This is a genomic window from Sedimentitalea todarodis, from assembly GCF_032595355.1.
In the GTDB taxonomy this organism is placed as follows: Bacteria; Pseudomonadota; Alphaproteobacteria; order Rhodobacterales; family Rhodobacteraceae; genus Sedimentitalea; species Sedimentitalea todarodis.
The window spans coordinates 62,011-78,566 of the sequence record NZ_JASMWN010000021.1; the positions used below are offsets into that span (position 1 = coordinate 62,011).

The 16,556-nt window shown below is 61.2% G+C and carries 20 protein-coding genes and 2 pseudogenes; 16 read left to right on the plus strand and 6 right to left on the minus strand.

The window, feature by feature from the left end:
• The first annotated feature begins 238 nt into the window (after positions 1 to 238).
• From QO231_RS20640 to QO231_RS20685, 10 genes and pseudogenes are all read left to right on the plus strand, one after another.
• On the plus strand, positions 239 to 751 hold the full coding sequence (locus QO231_RS20640) for a Na+/H+ antiporter subunit E (protein ID WP_055687849.1): 513 nt from the start codon (positions 239 to 241) through the stop codon (positions 749 to 751).
• Complete coding sequence (locus QO231_RS20645) at positions 738 to 1,025, plus strand: MrpF/PhaF family protein (protein ID WP_316781007.1); 288 nt, start codon at positions 738 to 740, stop codon at positions 1,023 to 1,025. Before QO231_RS20640 ends, QO231_RS20645 begins: the two co-directional genes overlap by 14 nt.
• A complete protein-coding gene (locus QO231_RS20650) occupies positions 1,022 to 1,321 on the plus strand; it encodes a cation:proton antiporter (protein WP_316781009.1) in 300 nt (99 codons plus the stop codon). The genes QO231_RS20645 and QO231_RS20650 overlap by 4 nt, the downstream gene beginning before the upstream one ends.
• Positions 1,318 to 2,262, plus strand: a complete 945-nt coding sequence (locus tag QO231_RS20655; protein WP_055687852.1) for an MnhB domain-containing protein — start codon at positions 1,318 to 1,320, stop codon at positions 2,260 to 2,262. Before QO231_RS20650 ends, QO231_RS20655 begins: the two co-directional genes overlap by 4 nt.
• A gap of 7 nt (positions 2,263 to 2,269) precedes the next feature.
• Positions 2,270 to 2,590 carry an NADH-quinone oxidoreductase subunit K gene (locus QO231_RS20660; protein ID WP_055687853.1) on the plus strand — a complete coding sequence of 107 codons (321 nt, stop codon included), beginning with the start codon at positions 2,270 to 2,272 and terminating at the stop codon, positions 2,588 to 2,590.
• Positions 2,587 to 4,044, plus strand: a complete 1,458-nt coding sequence (locus QO231_RS20665; RefSeq protein WP_055687854.1) for a complex I subunit 5 family protein — start codon at positions 2,587 to 2,589, stop codon at positions 4,042 to 4,044. Before QO231_RS20660 ends, QO231_RS20665 begins: the two co-directional genes overlap by 4 nt.
• Before the next feature lie 17 nt (positions 4,045 to 4,061).
• Entirely contained in the window at positions 4,062 to 5,519 is a 1,458-nt protein-coding gene (locus tag QO231_RS20670) for a complex I subunit 5 family protein (protein WP_316781021.1), read from the plus strand.
• Positions 5,516 to 7,207 carry a complex I subunit 5 family protein gene (locus tag QO231_RS20675; RefSeq protein WP_316781023.1) on the plus strand — a complete coding sequence of 564 codons (1,692 nt, stop codon included), beginning with the start codon at positions 5,516 to 5,518 and terminating at the stop codon, positions 7,205 to 7,207. The genes QO231_RS20670 and QO231_RS20675 overlap by 4 nt, the downstream gene beginning before the upstream one ends.
• A 137-nt stretch (positions 7,208 to 7,344) precedes the next feature.
• Positions 7,345 to 7,467, plus strand: coding sequence for a hypothetical protein (locus tag QO231_RS20680; RefSeq protein ID WP_316781025.1), 123 nt, complete (start codon positions 7,345 to 7,347; stop codon positions 7,465 to 7,467).
• A gap of 250 nt (positions 7,468 to 7,717) precedes the next feature.
• Positions 7,718 to 8,739 (plus strand): annotated as a pseudogene (locus QO231_RS20685) (IS110 family transposase).
• Between the two features lie 31 nt (positions 8,740 to 8,770).
• Here QO231_RS20685 and QO231_RS20690 read toward each other — a convergent pair.
• The 3 genes from QO231_RS20690 to QO231_RS20700 form a co-directional block, all read right to left on the minus strand.
• Positions 8,771 to 8,908, minus strand: a complete 138-nt coding sequence (locus QO231_RS20690) for a hypothetical protein (protein ID WP_172796280.1) — start codon at positions 8,906 to 8,908, stop codon at positions 8,771 to 8,773.
• A 254-nt stretch (positions 8,909 to 9,162) separates the two neighbouring features.
• Complete coding sequence (locus QO231_RS20695) at positions 9,163 to 9,336, minus strand: hypothetical protein (protein ID WP_157059040.1); 174 nt, start codon at positions 9,334 to 9,336, stop codon at positions 9,163 to 9,165.
• A gap of 45 nt (positions 9,337 to 9,381) precedes the next feature.
• Entirely contained in the window at positions 9,382 to 9,627 is a 246-nt protein-coding gene (locus tag QO231_RS20700) for a penta-EF hand family protein (RefSeq protein ID WP_055688029.1), read from the minus strand.
• Between the two features lie 566 nt (positions 9,628 to 10,193).
• Between QO231_RS20700 and QO231_RS20705 the strand changes: the two genes are divergently transcribed.
• The 5 genes from QO231_RS20705 to QO231_RS20725 all read left to right on the plus strand — a co-directional run bounded on the left by QO231_RS20705 (position 10,194) and on the right by QO231_RS20725 (position 13,630).
• Entirely contained in the window at positions 10,194 to 11,129 is a 936-nt protein-coding gene (locus QO231_RS20705; RefSeq protein WP_316781036.1) for a calcium/sodium antiporter, read from the plus strand.
• Positions 11,122 to 11,655 carry a pentapeptide repeat-containing protein gene (locus tag QO231_RS20710; protein ID WP_316781039.1) on the plus strand — a complete coding sequence of 178 codons (534 nt, stop codon included), beginning with the start codon at positions 11,122 to 11,124 and terminating at the stop codon, positions 11,653 to 11,655. The genes QO231_RS20705 and QO231_RS20710 overlap by 8 nt, the downstream gene beginning before the upstream one ends.
• Positions 11,652 to 12,281 carry an exopolysaccharide biosynthesis protein gene (locus tag QO231_RS20715; RefSeq protein ID WP_055688032.1) on the plus strand — a complete coding sequence of 210 codons (630 nt, stop codon included), beginning with the start codon at positions 11,652 to 11,654 and terminating at the stop codon, positions 12,279 to 12,281. The genes QO231_RS20710 and QO231_RS20715 overlap by 4 nt, the downstream gene beginning before the upstream one ends.
• A gap of 245 nt (positions 12,282 to 12,526) precedes the next feature.
• Positions 12,527 to 13,261, plus strand: coding sequence for a Bax inhibitor-1/YccA family protein (locus tag QO231_RS20720; RefSeq protein ID WP_055688033.1), 735 nt, complete (start codon positions 12,527 to 12,529; stop codon positions 13,259 to 13,261).
• Positions 13,262 to 13,267: 6 nt separating this feature from the next.
• The gene (locus tag QO231_RS20725) at positions 13,268 to 13,630 is read left to right on the plus strand and encodes a TFIIB-type zinc ribbon-containing protein (protein ID WP_083480564.1); all 363 of its coding nucleotides are present in this window, start codon (positions 13,268 to 13,270) and stop codon (positions 13,628 to 13,630) included.
• A 739-nt stretch (positions 13,631 to 14,369) separates the two neighbouring features.
• On the opposite strand, the gene QO231_RS20730 is transcribed toward QO231_RS20725, so the two are convergent.
• Together QO231_RS20730 and QO231_RS20735 are read right to left on the minus strand one after the other, a co-directional pair.
• Complete coding sequence (locus QO231_RS20730; protein ID WP_055688036.1) at positions 14,370 to 14,696, minus strand: type II toxin-antitoxin system PemK/MazF family toxin; 327 nt, start codon at positions 14,694 to 14,696, stop codon at positions 14,370 to 14,372.
• Positions 14,693 to 14,911 (minus strand): antitoxin MazE family protein, encoded by a 219-nt coding sequence (locus QO231_RS20735; protein ID WP_055688050.1) that lies wholly within the window; start codon positions 14,909 to 14,911, stop codon positions 14,693 to 14,695. Before QO231_RS20735 ends, QO231_RS20730 begins: the two co-directional genes overlap by 4 nt.
• 127 nt (positions 14,912 to 15,038) lie before the next feature.
• Here QO231_RS20735 and QO231_RS20740 point away from each other — a divergent pair, with 127 nt between their 5' ends.
• Positions 15,039 to 16,328 (plus strand): MgtC/SapB family protein, encoded by a 1,290-nt coding sequence (locus QO231_RS20740; protein WP_316781048.1) that lies wholly within the window; start codon positions 15,039 to 15,041, stop codon positions 16,326 to 16,328.
• Here QO231_RS20740 and QO231_RS20745 read toward each other — a convergent pair.
• Positions 16,321 to 16,518 (minus strand): annotated as a pseudogene (locus QO231_RS20745) (integrase core domain-containing protein); the annotation flags it as partial. The gene QO231_RS20740 and the pseudogene QO231_RS20745 sit on opposite strands and share 8 nt — an antisense overlap.
• Positions 16,519 to 16,556: the final 38 nt, after the last annotated feature.

The following is a 16,556-nucleotide window of genomic DNA, read 5'->3' on the forward strand; positions in this document are numbered from 1 at the left end:
TGCGCCTATGCATCTCGCACGCCGTTACGCATATGATCAACCGCAGCAAGCAGACGCGACCCCTTCTCGAAGGCGCACAGCAGAGCAGTCTCAGGAGCCATGTCGGCCCGGAACAATTTCGCAGATTTTTCAATAGTTCAAGGGTTTGACCATGGATGATCATTTCTGTAACGAAGGGGAGCGTGGTGCATCGCAGTCTTGTCACCTTGGGAAATCAAAAAAGAGAACGCTTGAGAACATGAAAACCCTTGCGACAACATCGCGCCTCGTCGCGTTCTCTGCCTTCTGGCTGGCACTGACGGGGGCGGCGGTGGATGCGCTCTACCACGGGCTGCCGGTGGTTCTTCTGGCAACCTGGATCAGCCTTGTGCTGTACCCCGCGGGGCGACCGGGGATTCGCCTGTGGTGGGCAGTCCCCTACGTGCCCCACCTTCTGCTCCGCGGCTTCTGGGGCGGTCTGGATGTCGCGCGGAGGGTCCTTGACCCGCGTCTGCCCGTTCGGCCCGATTGGCGCCGGGTGCCGCTCTTGACGAATATCGCCGAGGTAAATGCCGTTCTCGGCGGGGTCGTCAGCGTTCTGCCTGGCTCATTGGCCGCGGGGACCCGCAGCGGTGCGCTGGAGGTTCACGTGGTTGACACCGAGGATTTCGACAGGCGCAGCCTGGAGGCGGAGGAACGCCGCGTGCTGCGCCTGTTCGGTGTCCCGGTCCCCGCCCATGAGAGTACGGAAGGCCGCCATGGAAGCAGTTGACCATTTCATGATCGCCGCCGTCCTGTTGCTGCTCACGCTGGCGTTGGCCCTTTTTCGCGCCTGGTTCGGACCGCGGGCGGTCGACCACGTCATGGCTGCGCAGCTGGTCGCAACCAGCGGTGTCGGCGTGGCGCTCACGCTGGGCGCGGCAAAGGGCGACGCCTCGATGCTGGACGCAGCCCTGGTGGCTACGGTGCTTGCTTCGGTGGCAATTCTCGCCTTCGTGCGCAATGGCCGCAGCGATGGCGAAAGGCCGGAAGACAAAGAGCCATGACCATCACGAATTACATTATTCCCACGCTACTTTATACAGGTGTGTTCTTCTATGCGGCCGGATCGTTGGGGCTGCTTCGGTTCCGAGATGCCGAGACGAGGCTGCACGCGCTCACCAAAGCCGACAATGTCGGCCTGGGCTTCGTGGCGCTCGCCGCCGCTTTGCACTGGGGCTCGGTCACCGCCGCCGTCAAAATCGCCGCCGTCTGGCTGTTCGCGCTCATGGCCGCGGGCGTGACCGCGCAGCTGATGGCGCGCCGCGCGAAGACTGGCGCCGAACAGGATACGATCGAATGACGCTGGCCTTCGATCTGATCCTCTGTCTGATGATCATCGGCACTGCCGCCTCGGCGCTGCTGATGCGCAACGCGCTGGCAGCGATCGTCTTCTTCATCGTGTTCGGCAATCTGCTCGGTCTGGCATGGCTCGCGATGGACGCGGTCAATGTCGCGATGGCGGAAATCGCCATCGGCGCGGGCGTCACCGGAGTTTTGCTGATCCTGGCGCGGCAACGGCTGATGGCGCTTGGCGACGATCTTGTGTGCGACGAGATGCCCGGCTGGCTCCGCGCTGGCGCATTGGTGGCCTGCGCCGGTTTCGCGGCGCTGGTCGGGGCCGCTGTTCTGAGCGTCGCGCCATCCGACGACCTGGGCGGACCGATCGCCGCGCTGATGCCGTCGCTTGGCATCGAGAACCCGGTGACCGGCGTGCTTCTGGCCTTCCGCGCCTACGATACGTTATTGGAAACCTTTGTCCTGCTGGGCGCCCTGGTCGCGGTCTGGTCGCTTGCCCCGGGCACTGCCTGGCCGCACCCGCCCGCCACGCTGGCATTGACAGAGCGTGAGGGCCACGGCGTGGCCGCGGCCTTCGGGCGGCTGCTCTTGCCCCTGGCGCTGGTCATGGCGGCCTATCTGGTCTGGACCGGGTCGGACCTGCCGGGCGGAGCGTTCCAGGCCGGAACCGTACTTGCCGGCGGTCTTATCATTGCCGTGATCGGCGGCGCGGTCTTGTGGCCGCGCGGCGACAATCGCCTCCTGCGCGTGGCGCTGGTGCTTGGTCCGGCGGTCTTCCTGACTATCGGCCTGGCGGGCATCGCCCTGGGCCGGTTTCTGTTTTATCCTCCGGGCTTCGAGAAGGCACTTATCGTCGCAATCGAATACAGCCTCGCGCTGTCGATCGGCGTTACCCTGGCACTCCAGCTGGCCGGTCCGCCGGTAACGCCGGATCATAAAGGTTGACCGACGCATGGCAATAGTGGAGCATCTTTACCCCCTCACGGGCGCGGTTCTGGTTGGGCTTGGTCTTTATGGCTTTCTGACCCTGCGCCATCCGCTGCGTCAGCTTCTTGCCGTCAACGTGGTAGGCGCCGGGATATTTCTGATCCTGGGAGGCCTTGGGCGCGGCGCCGACTCGACCGATCCGTTCCCGCAGGCGCTGGTGATCACGGGTATCGTCGTCGCCGTTGCTCTCACCGCCTTCGGCGCGGCGCTTATCCTGCGCGTGGCCGAGGACGAGCGCGCGCCGGACGGCACGGCCGCCGACGACACAAACGGGAACCACCCATGAGCCCGCTCGACCTGCTTGTCGCGGCGCCGCTCGCCTTCATGATCGCGGCACTGCTCTCTGGCCCTTGGGGGCGCTGGTGGCTGTTGGCGGCAATCCCGGTCATGGCGGGCCTGACGGTCTGGCTGCTGCTGCTGCCAGAGGGCTCGGGGCATGTGGTCGGCGGCTGGACCCTGCCGCTGGGCGTTCAATTGCGCGCTGATGGGGTAGCACAGCTGATGGTGGCCGCCACGGCCGTCTGCGCTGCGATCGTCGGGCTATATGCGCTTCACGAATTCGCACCCGGTGCGGACCGCTCGGAGACCGCCCACGGCTTTGCCTTCTGGCCGCTCTTCTACCTGTTGTGGGGCGGAGCAAATGCCGGTTTCCTGACCACCGATCTCTTTAACCTCTACATCGCGCTGGAGATGGTCAGCCTGGCAGCGGTGGCGATGGCGGCGATGGGATCGCTGCGGGCCGCTTTGCGCTATTTCGTGATCGCTCTGGTCGGATCACTGGCCTACCTGCTGGGCGTGGCCCTCCTGTTCTCGAACTATGCGACGGTGGATCTGACGCTCCTGGCGGAGATGGCGCGGCCTGACCTTGCGACCAAGACAGCGCTCGCGGTGATGACGGCAGGACTGCTGATCAAGGCTGCAGTCTTTCCACTGCACGGTTGGCTGCCGCCGGCCCATGCCGCCGCCCCCGCCCCCGCCAGCGCCCTGCTTTCCGCGATCGTCGTGAAGGTGGGATTCGTCATCCTGCTTCGCCTTTGGTTCGAGGCCTTCCCGGCCATCATCGCCCCTGCGGGGCTGGAGCTGCTGGGCTGGCTTGGCGCGCTGGCGGTTCTCTACGGCTCGGTCCAGGCGATCCGGCAGGACACCCTGAAAGCCCTGGTGGCCTATTCGACGGTGGCGCAGATCGGCTATCTCCTGCTGGCCTTTCCTCTGGTCGCGACCGCGGCAGGGACCGGCGGAGCCTGGGCCGGGATGACGATCCACGCGACCGCCCACATGCTAGCCAAGGCGGCGATGTTCCTTGCCGCGGGGCTGATGCTCAAGGCCGTGAACGGCCACCACCTGAAAGACCTTCACGGGCTTGCGCGGGCTATGCCGTTGACCGTTGCGGCCTTCGGGCTGGCGGCGGTGTCCCTGATGGGCCTGCCGCCTTCTGCCGGCTTTCTCGCCAAGTTCCTCCTGCTCGAGGCCGCAGTGGAGCAAGGCGCTGTGTTCGCGGCGGCGGTGCTGCTTGTCGGCGGGTTGCTGGCCGCGGTCTATCTTTTCAAGCCGCTGGCCTGGGCCTTCGCCGGAAGCGACACGCCGGTGGTCGTGGCGAAGGCCCCGCTGCGCACCGCCGCACCGCTGGCGCTGGCGCTGCTGGCAGTGTCGCTGGGATTTGCCGGACAGGCGATGGTCGATATCACTGCCGGGTCGCCCTGGGCAGGGCCGCCGGCAACTGAGGCGGAGGACGTCCAATGAACGAATTCCTACCCCTGTTGCTGGTCTTCCTGCCCTTCGTTCCGGCACTGATCAGCTTCGCCCTGCCCGAGCGCATGGCGGTATGGCGCGACGTGATCAACATCAGCTTCGCGCTGGCCAAGCTGGCGCTCGTGGGGTTTCTGCTGCTGTCAGTGGAAGACGGTGTGACCACGGAATGGCGTTACGAATTCCTGCAGGGCCACGATTTCATTCTTCGCACCGACGCTTTCGCGTTGCTGTTCATTACCCTCTCGGCCTTCCTGTGGCTGATTGCAACCGTCTACGCGATCGCCTATTTCGGACGCGGCCCTCACCTGGCGCGCTTTTTCGGGTTCTTCAACCTCTGCGTCCTGGCGGCGACCGGCGTGGCCATGTCCGGCACAGCGATCACGTTCTTCGTGTTTTACGAGCTTCTGACTCTGGCGACGTGGCCGCTGGTCGTCCACAAGGGTGACGAGAAGTCCCTGCGCGCGGGGCGCATCTACCTGATCTATACGCTGGCAGGCAGCGCCGCCTATCTGGCGGGCATCGTCTGGCTGAAATCGCATGTCGGCACGATCGAGTTCGCTGCGCGGCCTGATCTGTCCGGTATCCCGCGGCTCGAACTCACGCTGATCTTCATCCTTTGCATCGGCGGGCTTGGGGTGAAGGCGGCGCTCATCCCGTTCCACGGATGGTTGCCCGAGGCGATGGCCGCCCCGGCCCCGGTCAGCGCGCTGCTGCATGCCGTTGCCGTGGTCAAGGCCGGCGCGTTCGGGATTCTGCGGATGATCTACGACGTCTACGGCATCGATACGGTCTCGGATCTGGGGCTCGGTCCCCCGCTTGCCGTGCTGGCCGCGGCAACCATCCTTTATGGCTCGTTCCGCGCCCTGATGCAGACCGACATCAAGAAGCGGCTGGCCTATTCGACGGTGAGCCAGGTCAGCTACATCATTCTCGGGGCCAGTCTGATCGGCCCCTTCGCCATGATTGGCGGGCTGGTGCATCTGGTGCATCAGGGTATCATGAAGATCACGCTGTTCATGTGTGCGGGCGCGCTGGCCAACCGGATGGGAATCAAGGCGGTTGCGGATCTCGACGGCGCCGGGCGGATGATGCCGGTGACCATGGCGGCCTTCAGTGTCGGCGCGCTCGGCATGATTGGCATTCCGCCGAGCGCGGGCTTCATCTCGAAATGGTACCTGGGGTTGGGCGGGCTGCAATCTGACGCGAGATGGGTCGTCGCCGTTCTGGCGGGGTCGTCTCTGCTGAACGCGCTCTACTTCCTGCCGCTGCTGTACCGCGCCTGGCTGCTTGCGCCATCACAGAGCCATGCGCCGGTGCGGGAACTGGACGGCGCCTGGAACCGCATGCTGGTTCTCCCCGCCGCGATAACCGCGCTGACAGTGCTGGTGGCCGGCCTCTTTGCGGCTTTCCCGTTCAGCCCCTTGAGTTGGGTCATTCTGATCGCGGAGAGGGGATACCTGAAATGACAACCGAAGCTGCCACCCTTCTGCTACCGGCCGTGATCCTCTGGCCGCTCCTTCTCGCCGTTCTGTGCCTGGTGCCGAAACTCGGGCCGAGGATGCTGCTGGCGCTGCCGCTCGGGCCGCTGCCAGCACTTGCCGCCATGTTCCTGGCGCCGCGGGACGACACTTTTGGCGTGAGATGGGTTCTGCTCGACGGTGGGCTCCGGTTGACCGAAACGGGCGTGCTGTTCCTGGGCGGTGCGGCGACACTGTGGTTCTGGGCCGGGGTATATGCCATGCGCTACATGCGCGGCGATCCTCGTGCGCAAAGCTTCGTGCTGTTCTGGATGCTCGTTCTTACCGGAAATCTGGGCGTGTTCCTCGCCGCCGATCTGGCAAGCTTTTACGTTTACTTTGCGCTGGTGTCGCTTGCCGCCTATCCGCTGGTGATCCATGATCGCAAGCCCGCCTCGATGCGGGCAGGCACGGTCTACATCATCCTTGCGGTGATCGGCGAGACCGCGCTTCTGGCGGGTTTCCTGATGGCATCGCAGGCGGCAGGGGGATCCACCCTTATCGAAGATGTCCGCCTGAACCTCGCCGTTGCAACGGCCGACCCGGTGACCCTTTGGCTGATCATCACGGGATTCGGCATCAAGGCGGGTCTGGTCCCCCTGCATGTCTGGCTTCCGGTGGCGCATCCGGCGGCGCCGGTGCCAGCCTCTGCGGTGCTGTCGGGCGCCATCGTCAAGGCGGGCATCTTCGGGCTGGTTGCGTTTCTGCCCTGGGGCCATGCCTGGCCGATCAGTGGTACGATGCTGGCCCTGGCAGGGTTCGGCGGGCTCTTCGCGGCGGCGCTTTACGGGGCGATGCAGGCCAATCCGAAGACGGTGCTGGCCTATTCCACCGTCAGCCAGATGGGGCTGTTGATCGGTGTGATGGGCGCGGCGCTGGCGGCGGGCCTGCCAGCGGTCTCGGTGCTGCCGGCGGTCGCGCTATATGCGCTGCATCACGGTCTGGCCAAGGGGGCATTGTTCCTGGGCGTCGGCCTGGCCAGCAGGGCTCGGGGGGGCGCGCGCGGCTTGGTGATCGCGGCACTGGCGGTGATCGCCCTGTCGGTCGCGGGGCTGCCTCTGACCGCCGGAGCGCTGGCGAAATCCGCGATCAAGGGCCCCGCAGGCGAATTTGGCGCCACGTTGATCGGCCTCTCCGCGCTCACCTCGGGGCTTCTGCTGGCGCGCTTTCTGTTCACTCTGCCTGCGGCCGACAAGGCGAAGAGCCTGCCCGGCCTCATGGTTGTGCCGGTGGTGGCTCTGGCCGCCGCTGCGCTTGCCCTGCCGTGGTCTCTTTATTCTGCGGCAACGGGCAAGGCACCGTATGGGACGATTGACTTCCTGGCCGTCAGCGCCAGCGCCTGGCCTCTAGGGCTCGCGGCGGCCCTCGTCATCGCTGCGTTGGGAATCGGGCTGCGCGCCCCGTCGCTGCCCGAAGGCGACCTGCTCGGCGTGGTTTCGAGGGTCAGCGCCCGTGCGGTCGCCGCGGCTCAAGCCGCCGCATCGGTGCGCGCATCGGAAAAGCCGGTTGAGAACGGGCAGACCTTGCCGGAACTTGCGGAGGGGCTGGAACGGCTGGAGCGGCTGATCAACGACCACACGGCTACCTCGGTCAGCCTGATCCTGATCGCGCTGGGCCTGTTCGCCGCGCTTGCCTGACGACCGTCGCCCGGGGACTTCTGTAGATATGTACGGACTCTCGGGACACTTCCTGTAAATTACCCAATCTCGGGTGGAGGAAGTATTCATGACGAACGAAGAACGGGACATTCAACGCAAGCTTTGAGTGCTTCAACATGCCGATCAGATCGTGGCGTATCTGCGTCGAAGCGTTGGAGGAAGCCATCGGCAAGTTTGGTCCGTCAGAGATCATGAACGCCGATAGTCATACGATCGGTGCCAGTTCTCGGGTGGTTTGACTCAAACACCGATCGACCATTCGCTGGGTTGGTGCCGCATGGCTTCCCGGCGTGATCTGACTCTCACTCCGATCGACCTGACACGTGTCTTTCTCTGGACTTGTCGATCATCCGGGAACGCCCTGCGGCGAGCTTGTCTCAAAGGTGCGCCGTGACCCAAGAAGGGCCTGACCATCCGGTCTCATGACTGTCCTGTCCCTGCAGTCTTCTAAGCGGTTCTCGTTCACGCGCCGCAGGAAAGGATCATCACATGGCCGATTACACCAAAGCATCTCGCGTTGTCGGAGGCGTCGATACCCACAAGGATTTGCACGTGGCGGCCGTTGTCGACCACCGGGATCGCGTTCTCGGTGTCGAAAGCTTTCCCACGACACGACATGGGTACCGCTTGATGCTCGCCTGGATGAGGTCTTTCGGCGATCTGCAGCGCCTCGGCATCGAATGCTCGGGCAGCTATGGCGCAGGATTGCTGCGTTACATGCAGGCGGCTGGTGTCGAGGTTCTGGAGGTCACTGCCCCTGACAAGCATGACCGACACCGCCGCGGAAAGAACTACCACTTCGATGCGGAAAGCGCTGCTCATGCAGCCTTTACCGAACGTCACACCGTGACACCAATGAGCCGTGATGGAATGGTCGAAAGCCTCCGTGTACTAAGGGTTTGCCGCAAGACCGCAGTTCAGGCGCACCGCATCGCCTTGCAGATGATCCAGACAACGATCGTCTGCGTACCCGACAGATTGCGAGACCCGTTGCGGCAGATGACACCCATGCAGTTGATCCGCACGTTGGCAGCTTGGCGGCCCGATCTCACGGCATATCGGGAGGTCGAAGAAGCGTATCGCATCTCGCTCAAATCGCTGGCACGGCGTTATCTCGAACTGCATGATGAGATCGCCGACCTGGACGACATGATCAAAGCCATCGTCAAGGATCTTGCCCAGAGCTGCTCGAACAGACAGCGATCTGCCTGAACAGCGCGGCGCAACTATTGCTGACGGCTGGCGATAATCCCGAGCGCCTCAAATCCGAAGCGAGCATTGCAGACCTTTGCGGCGTCAGTCCGGTACCCGCATCTTCCGGCAAGACTGTCAGGCACCGGTTGAACAGAGGCGGCGATCGCGCGGCCAACAGCGCTATCCATATTACCGCGATCGGTCGGTTGCGACTGGACTCACGCACCCAGGCCTATGTTGCCAAACGCATCGCTGCCGGCAACTCGAAGCTGGAAGCCATTCGCAGTCTCAAACGCTACATCGCCCGCGAAGTCTGAGGTGATTGGTCACCGCAAGGGCAAGCCAAAGTTACTTCAGCTTCTTTCTAGCAATCTCCACTGCGGGCTTGCCCGCGAACGGATTATCTGACCCGGAAACTTTCGGTTTATCTTGTTTCGGCTTCTTGGCTTCCTTGTTGCCGCGCTTGCCGTGTTTATCGTTTTTCATTGTGGTACCTTTCGAGGGTGGTTGGAGTGATGTCGCAAGAAGCGACAGGTTCAGCTCTGGGAGTCCGGGCCCTGCCAGGCCGCAGACGTTACCCGGCACCACTGTTTTCCATACCGCGTTTCAATCACCACGGTAGTAATTGCAGGGTTCCCGGGCATTAGAACGATGGAGTCCCGAAATAACGACATCGTCGAGTGAAACAGGCCTCTGGCGAATTTCTGTCCACCAGAGGCATGTTTCTAAGCTTCTGGCGCCTACTCAGTTGCTGGCGCGGTCTGTTCGATCGCAGGGATCACCTCATCGGCGGCCCCGCCGCCGAACCAATCATACCCGTAGCCCAGAGCGGCGATCACGACGATCGCGGCCACTGCGGCTCCGCCCCAGACCCACCAGTTGGTCGCCTTGGGCGCATGCATGTTCTCTTCCATCTCATCAATCCTTTGATTGAATGCGAAAAACCTGACCGAGAAGGGTTACTCGGCCGGCTCCTCGATCATTCCGGTTTCGAGAGCGGCAGCGAGTTCCGTTTCGTCCACGAAAGTGTCACCGCTGGTGTCGACTGCGCCGAAGGCTTCTTCGGTCAGGTCGGGATACATCACCGCCATTTCGGTGAAGGAAATCAGGCTGTTGCCATCGGTATCGACGTCCGAAACCGTGAGGGCGAAGGCCGGAGCCGCGATCAGAGCGGCCATCATAGTACCAACTGCTGCACGACGCATATTCGTTTTCTCCTGAAAACTTCGAAGGACCAATTCCCTCGAGTACAACTGAAATCAGCATTCCCTTGCCGGCATTCAAGTGCTCCATGAGGCGGCCGATAAAATACCCTGCACCCTTTGCCGTCGCTAGGCTGAAGTCACCTCACCCCTTGTTTTGAGGAGAATTGAAGCAATAACGACTGCCGCTTTTTGCAAGCCATGTGCGGCTCTCAAATGTAGTGACTCGGACTGTCGGAGAGGTTCAGAAGGTCCATTGAGAAGGTTCCAAAGCATAACTATGGTCCTCTCCTTCTTGGATGGAAAATCGCTTGGCACGTCCATTATGGAGAAAACTCCGGATCGCAGAAATAGGCCTGCCGCTCAACCGGCATCCACCGATTGTGGTAGTTGTCAGAAGCGAACAATGGCACCGCCAAAAACGTTCAAAGTGTCGGACCTGCGCTCTCACTCGCAAAAGTTTTCGACCACTTGAAATCGAGTGTCATCGCTCCCTATTTCCACTATACAGGCCACCGAGTTGCATATCCCATGCGCTCGCCAACCTTGCATCTAAGGACGGTCCGCTCATGGAATATCTTCAGCTTATCCTTGGGTTCGCCCTTTTGGTTGCCGGTGGCGAGGCACTGGTGCGAGGAGCCGTGTCCGCCGCGACCCGGTTCGGCGTATCCCCATTGTTGATTGGCCTGACGCTTGTCGGTTTTGGCACCTCTACACCAGAACTGGTGACAAGCCTTCAGGCTGCGTTGGGCGGCTTTCCCGGTATCGCGGTCGGAAACGTGATCGGCTCTAACATCGCGAACATCCTGCTGATCGTCGGGGTTGCGGCGGTCATCATGCCCATGACGGTCGATGCCCAGGCTTTTCGCCGCGATGGGGCCGCACTTGCCATCGCAACCGCACTGGCCGTCGCTGTGATCTTACTTGGAACGCTTGAGCGCTGGATGGGTGGCGTTCTGGTAATGGCTTTGCTTGCCTACATCTGGGTCGCTTACAAGACCGATGGCGTTGCATTACCATCTTCGGAAGTGCCGGGGGTGGCTCCTGCCTACGGTTTCGTTTGGGTGGCACTTGGTCTGGCAGTCGGCGGCATTGCCCTGACGATCTTCGGCGCGCGACTGACCGTCGATGCCGCAGTCACTCTCGCACTCCTTTGGGGGATGAGCGAGACCGTTGTCGGGCTGACGGTTGTCGCGGTCGGCACGTCACTGCCCGAACTTGTGACATCCGTCATGGCAGCACTGCGGCGCGAATCCGGCATCGCCTTCGGCAACGTGATCGGATCGAACATTTACAATATCCTCGGTATTCTGGGCGTCACCGCGCTTGTTCAGCCAATCCCCATTCCGCCGCAGATCGCGCAACTCGATGTCTGGGTCATGACGGCAGCAACTATCCTGCTGATCATGGCCGTCGTTGCCTGGCAACGGATAGGGCGCGGGGTCGGTCTCGCTTTCCTCGGAGCTTATGCGGCCTATACAGCGTGGCTGGTTGCCGGTGTTTAATCGTCACCTCATCCCCTTTCCGGGCAAGGACAGACCGCTTTGCGGCTCCCCGGTCAGACTTTTCGGCGGCGTTCTGAACGGTCTTAACGTCTCGCTGTTGGCTGCAATCGTTCTGACTTTCGCCTTTGGTGGTGCCGCCTATGCCGAAGACGAAGGCAGGTTGGCTGATGTCAGAGCACTTGGCGACTGCGAGGGTTGCGTCTTCGATGGCCATGACTTTTCGGGCCAGAGGCTGATGGGCGTCAATCTGTCATCTGCTCAGCTCAGCAGCATCATGTTCGATGGTGCAGTCATGAACATCGCAATCTTCGATGGCGCAGTTCTGCGCGATGTCAGCTTTGCTGGCGCAAACCTCAAAGGTGCCAGCTTTGTTGGCGCGCAGCTTGAGAACGTCATCTTCGATGATGCGAATCTGACCGGGGCCGTGTTTGAAGGTGCTTTGCTGGATCGCACCGATCTTCAATCGGCACTGCTTTGTAACACCCAGACACCCGGCGACTTGATGGACCGTTCGGATTGCGAATGAATAGGAAGGACGTGCATCTGCCCCATGATGACCTAACAGTCGACAGGAAACTGTCGGTTGTTCTGCGCGACCTCCGGGACAGTCCCTTGGAATGCGTTTCGCTCAATCTCCTGATCACGTCGCTTGGATATCGCAGTTTCGTGCCGCTGCTAGTCATATTCGCGCTCCCGAACCTGTTCCTTTTTGTGCCAGGCTCGTCCGTCATCACCGGACCGCCCCTGATCTTTGTCGCAATGCAGCTCGTTCTCGGTCGCACCGCCGTATGGCTCCCGGATTTTCTCGGCAAAAGATCAATCGAACATCAGGCCTTCGCGAGAATCCTGACACGCGCCTTGCCGTGGATCGAATGGGTTGAGCGGCTCGTCCACCCCCGATACTGGATTCTGTCGCGTAGAGCAGCGGATCTGACCGTCGGACTTGCCTGCCTTGTGATGTCGGTGTTCATGTTCCTGCCAATACCGTTCGGCAATACGGTACCGGCCCTGTCGGTCATCATGATGGCACTCAGCCTCAGCGAGCGCGATGGGCTGTGGCTTCTTGGCGGGTTCGCCCTCAGTTTCGCCTCGTTCGCTTTCGTGGCAGGCCTTTTCGCTGCCGGGGCCTTTGCCATGATGCGCTTTTTCTAAGCCGGGTGTTCGTTGCTTCAAGGCATCGCCTGAGGCTCCGAATCTTCTGTTCTCCCTATTGAAACGCATGGGGTGCAGGGCCATTTCAATATAGCGAGCCGGGCCCCTCTGACGGTGCTGTCAATGTGACAACCCCCGTGATGTCGGATCGCTCCCCTGAAGGGGGGGGTGGGCCACCGATGCTTGCTAGTCAGACATCCAGGAACCGCTGCTCTCCTTCGCGCTAACGAAGAAGGATTTTAGCGATGGAAAAAACTGTTCCCGGCCATGGCACCGGATCATACGCAAGCAGCCAATATGACATGGGCTTGCGCAGATATCTGAGTGGTGTTTTCGCCTATATGGGCGGTGCGCTAGTGTTGTCTGCACTAGTTGCATTTGCCGTGGCAAACATCGCTCCTGTTACTGCCCTCGTCTTCGGCACACCGCTCAAGTGGGTCGCGATCTTCGCGCCCCTGGCACTGGTGATGTTCGCATCGTTCCGGTTTGATCGTCTGTCGCTTGGCACACTGCACGGCCTCTTCTGGGGCTTTGCGGCGCTCATGGGCGTGTCTCTGGCCAGCGCATTGCTCGTCTTTACCGGCACGAGCATCGTCCAGGCCTTCCTGAGCGCATCTATCGTTTTCCTGACGATGGCGCTCTGGGGCTATACGACAAAGCGCGATCTGTCGGGCTGGGGCAGCTTCCTGATGGTGGGCCTGATCGGTGTGATCGGTGCCTCGATTATCAACCTGTTCCTTGGTTCCGGCACGCTGTCCATGGTCGTCTCGGTCGTCGGTGTGATCGTCTTTACCGGTTTGACGGCGTGGGACATGCAGCGGCTCAAGGGCGAATACCTGGAGCATCGCGGCGCGCAGGGACATGCGGGCCAGGAACACCTCGGAAAACTTCAGGTCATGGGAGCCCTCTCCCTTTACCTCAACCTCATCAACCTGTTTCAGATGCTGCTGAGCCTCTTCGGCCAGCGGCAGGAAGGATAAAGGACCATGCGAACTCAAGAAGCTGTATCAGCCATGCTGTGCCCCGTTTGCCATACCGGTCTGTCGATGTCCGACCGGAGCGGAGTTGAAATCGACTTCTGTCCGTCGTGCCGGGGCGTATGGCTCGACAGGGGCGAACTGGACAAGATCATCGAACGCTCCACCGCGCCGGTAGCGTTGGACAAGGAACCTCAAAGGGGCTCCGATCGGCGCGGAGGGGGCAGCGGGTTTATGGGAATGGCGTCGTCCCTCCTGAAAGGCGACGATGACCGATACGGTGATCGACGCCGGGATGATCGGTATGACGACGATGACCGCTATGACAAACGACGGCGGAAACAATCGATCTTCTCGGAATTTTTTGACTAACCGCCCTATGCACACCGTCTTCGACAGGAGGCGGTGTGCTGCATTGTCGTACACCCACGATAGACTTGAGCAATTAGCTTTTTGAAGGAGAATAGCGATCAAACACTACTATGCGGACGTCAGAGGTTTGGGCAATGTTGCCGTTAGCCGTCATGCTCAGGCTCGTATGGCTGACGCCGGTATATCTCAGGAGAATTTCGAAAGAGTCCTTCTCAACCCAATTCGGCCAGATGTTAAGGACGGGATAGACGTCGTTTGGAGAGAGCGTGATGGCTTGAGAGTTGTCATTCTAACTGATCCAACTCCGAATGTGGGTGCTGTTCTCGTCAAGACCGTCTATAGGATAATACCTCAAGCTAATGCTCTCAAATCAACTCGATAACACAGTGCTTTCATTCCACTGATTGAACCGCGCCGGGTTTGCCGGAGGCTGGTTGCGGTTAGTTACGCGGCCATGGCTTCAGTTTCCAGAGCTGCAAAGAAGTTGGCCTCGGCTTCTGCGGGCGGGATGTTTCCGATCGGTTCGAGGAGGCGACGGCTGTTGAACCAGTCGACGTCAGCGCGCCGTTGGATCAGGATGCCGCCCTCGCCCAGCTGCGGTCCAACTGCGCTTGCAGGTGGGCTTCCTGCCGTGCCGCGAAAACCGTGGTCGGGTCGATCCGATCGTTCGGGTTTATCATCGGTCTCCCTCCTCGCCCGGCCCTTTCCGTTTCCAGAAGACCTGTAGTCCAGCCCTCTCTTACCCTGCCACACCCAGAAACAGCGCCAGCGCCCGATTGACTTCGAGCATAGCAGTATCGTCGAGCTGGCCGAAACCGCCTCCGAGCTTGTTCGTTCGGACCGTCATGGCCTTGTCAATCATGACCTGCGACGTGGCCCGCATTCCGTTTTCCGGCGAGGGTTCGACCGTCAGCCGGATCAGCGGCGCATCGACCAGCGTGGACGTGATCAGAAGAACGGTCGTGGTGGCCGTATCCGGGAACCGGTCGGACTGGATTACAAGCGCGGGACGCGGCTTGCCGTGGTCGCCTGGGAGGGCGACCGTCACCAGCTCCCCACGTCTCACTCCCAGCCGTCCACTTCGACCAGGGCGGCATCCATAAAGTCGTTCAGGCCGTCTTCGCCGTGATCGGCCTGGGCCACAAGCGCTGCCTGACGACGACACTCGGTTTCGAAACCGGGGCGGCGGGTATCCGGCACCCAGATCTGGACGGGACGCAGGCCAGCGGCCCGCAAGGCATCACGGCGCTTCCGGACACGCTGGGAAACAGGGGTTGGCATGGCGGCCCCTTTCTTGTTACATGTAACAAGGTGGGCCATTCGTTTCAACACTGTTGAGGAAAGCATCATGCTATACCCGGCATTTCTTCGTGCTGCGACGAAGCAAATCAACAGCTACGGTTGCTGAATGGAAACGGACCCGGAGACGTTCTACGCGTTGATCGAAGCCCTCGGAGTTGGGCTGTTGATCGGTATTGAACGCGAACGCAGCACACATACGCTAAGCGAGGAAGCGACGTCAGGCGTGCGTACCTTTGCTTTGGCATCGCTGATCGGCGCAATCAGCATGATAGCGGGAGGTGTCCCGCTTCTGATGATCGCCGTCGCAGCCGTTGCGACAATGCGTGTGGTATCCGTCGCTCAGCAAGCCGACCGGAGAATTGGCCTGACAACCAGTCTTGCGTTGGTTTCCGTCGTGCTTCTGGGAGCCATGGCCACGGAAACGGCGTTGCTTGCGGCGGGCGCCGCTGTGGTCATCGCGTCCTTGCTTGCTGCACGCGACTTACTGCGCGGCTTCAGCCGGTCTATTCTGACCGAGGTTGAGCTACGTGACGGCCTCATCCTTGGCGTGTCGATCCTGGTCATCATGCCCGTCCTGCCAAACCTCGAAATCGGTCCCGGCGGAGCCCTTAATCCCCGCGCCCTTTTCATCATCATCGTCATCATCATGTTGATCGGCGCTGCGGGCCATATCGCGACGCGCGTTGTTGGAGCGCGCCTTGGCTTGCCGATCAGCGGGTTTCTGTCCGGCTTTGTCTCAAGCACATCGACAATCGTGGCGCTCGGTCAGCGTTCGGCTGAAAAGCCCGAAGATGCCTGGAGCGCGGCGACTGGTGCAACGCTTTCGTCGGTTTCGTCACTTGTGCAGACCGGCATCATCCTGCTGGCGCTGAGTCCCGCCATGTTCACAGTGGGGCTTCCCTTGCTGGTCGGCGCCGGTCTTGTTGCCGCCCTGCACGGAGTTGCTCTCTTCGTACTGGTGTTGCGCCGCAAAGCGAAGCCTGCGGTACTTGAATTGCCGTCGCAGGTTTTTTCAGTGAAAGCAGCCATCCAGTTCGCACTGATTGTTGCAACCGTTATGCTAATCTCAGCGACCCTCAATGACGTTTTCGGGAACGCAGCCGTCCTCGCGACTGTGGCGCTGGCCGGGCTGGTCAGTACAAACTCCGCAACCGTCGCTCTGGCCTCACTCGTTGCGGCTGGGCAGATCCCCGCGGTGGATGGGGCGCTTCCACTTGCAGCTGCGCTGAGTGCGAATACAATCGTCCGACTCTTTATCGCCTGGCGCGGCAAGAACGTCACTTTCCGAAGAACCGTAGCGTTCGGTCTTCTGCTACAGCTCTTGGCACTGTGGGTATTCTGGTGGTTGGAAGAAGTTCTTCGGGTGTGGTTTGCGGAATGGTCCTTGCTTACTTGATCTGACTGGTCCGGTTTGATTGTTTGTGCATCGCTGGCCATTGGTCCATCTGGACGATGGTTTCCGGGGCTGGCGGCCGATAACTCAATGCGCTGTGAGGCCGCTTTGAGTTGTCGTACTTCCGCCATCCTTCAATGATGATCTGTGCTTCTCTCAGCTAGTAGAAGATTTCTCGGTCCAGCAGTTCGTTTGAAATCGTCATCGTCTTTGCTCCTCTCAAGGAGCAGA

Coding starts and splice junctions, on each gene's coding strand:
- QO231_RS20650 (WP_316781009.1), top strand. CDS start 1,022: ATGACCATCACGAATTACATTATTCCCACGCTACTTTATACAGGTGTG.
- QO231_RS20735 (WP_055688050.1), bottom strand. CDS start 14,911: ATGCCAACCCCTGTTTCCCAGCGTGTCCGGAAGCGCCGTGATGCCTTG.
- QO231_RS20690 (WP_172796280.1), bottom strand. CDS start 8,908: ATGAAAAACGATAAACACGGCAAGCGCGGCAACAAGGAAGCCAAGAAG.
- QO231_RS20705 (WP_316781036.1), top strand. CDS start 10,194: ATGGAATATCTTCAGCTTATCCTTGGGTTCGCCCTTTTGGTTGCCGGT.
- QO231_RS20720 (WP_055688033.1), top strand. CDS start 12,527: ATGGAAAAAACTGTTCCCGGCCATGGCACCGGATCATACGCAAGCAGC.
- QO231_RS20715 (WP_055688032.1), top strand. CDS start 11,652: ATGAATAGGAAGGACGTGCATCTGCCCCATGATGACCTAACAGTCGAC.
- QO231_RS20725 (WP_083480564.1), top strand. CDS start 13,268: ATGCGAACTCAAGAAGCTGTATCAGCCATGCTGTGCCCCGTTTGCCAT.
- QO231_RS20655 (WP_055687852.1), top strand. CDS start 1,318: ATGACGCTGGCCTTCGATCTGATCCTCTGTCTGATGATCATCGGCACT.
- QO231_RS20700 (WP_055688029.1), bottom strand. CDS start 9,627: ATGCGTCGTGCAGCAGTTGGTACTATGATGGCCGCTCTGATCGCGGCT.
- QO231_RS20665 (WP_055687854.1), top strand. CDS start 2,587: ATGAGCCCGCTCGACCTGCTTGTCGCGGCGCCGCTCGCCTTCATGATC.
- QO231_RS20645 (WP_316781007.1), top strand. CDS start 738: ATGGAAGCAGTTGACCATTTCATGATCGCCGCCGTCCTGTTGCTGCTC.
- QO231_RS20660 (WP_055687853.1), top strand. CDS start 2,270: ATGGCAATAGTGGAGCATCTTTACCCCCTCACGGGCGCGGTTCTGGTT.
- QO231_RS20740 (WP_316781048.1), top strand. CDS start 15,039: ATGGAAACGGACCCGGAGACGTTCTACGCGTTGATCGAAGCCCTCGGA.
- QO231_RS20675 (WP_316781023.1), top strand. CDS start 5,516: ATGACAACCGAAGCTGCCACCCTTCTGCTACCGGCCGTGATCCTCTGG.
- QO231_RS20640 (WP_055687849.1), top strand. CDS start 239: ATGAAAACCCTTGCGACAACATCGCGCCTCGTCGCGTTCTCTGCCTTC.
- QO231_RS20695 (WP_157059040.1), bottom strand. CDS start 9,336: ATGGAAGAGAACATGCATGCGCCCAAGGCGACCAACTGGTGGGTCTGG.
- QO231_RS20680 (WP_316781025.1), top strand. CDS start 7,345: ATGCCGATCAGATCGTGGCGTATCTGCGTCGAAGCGTTGGAGGAAGCC.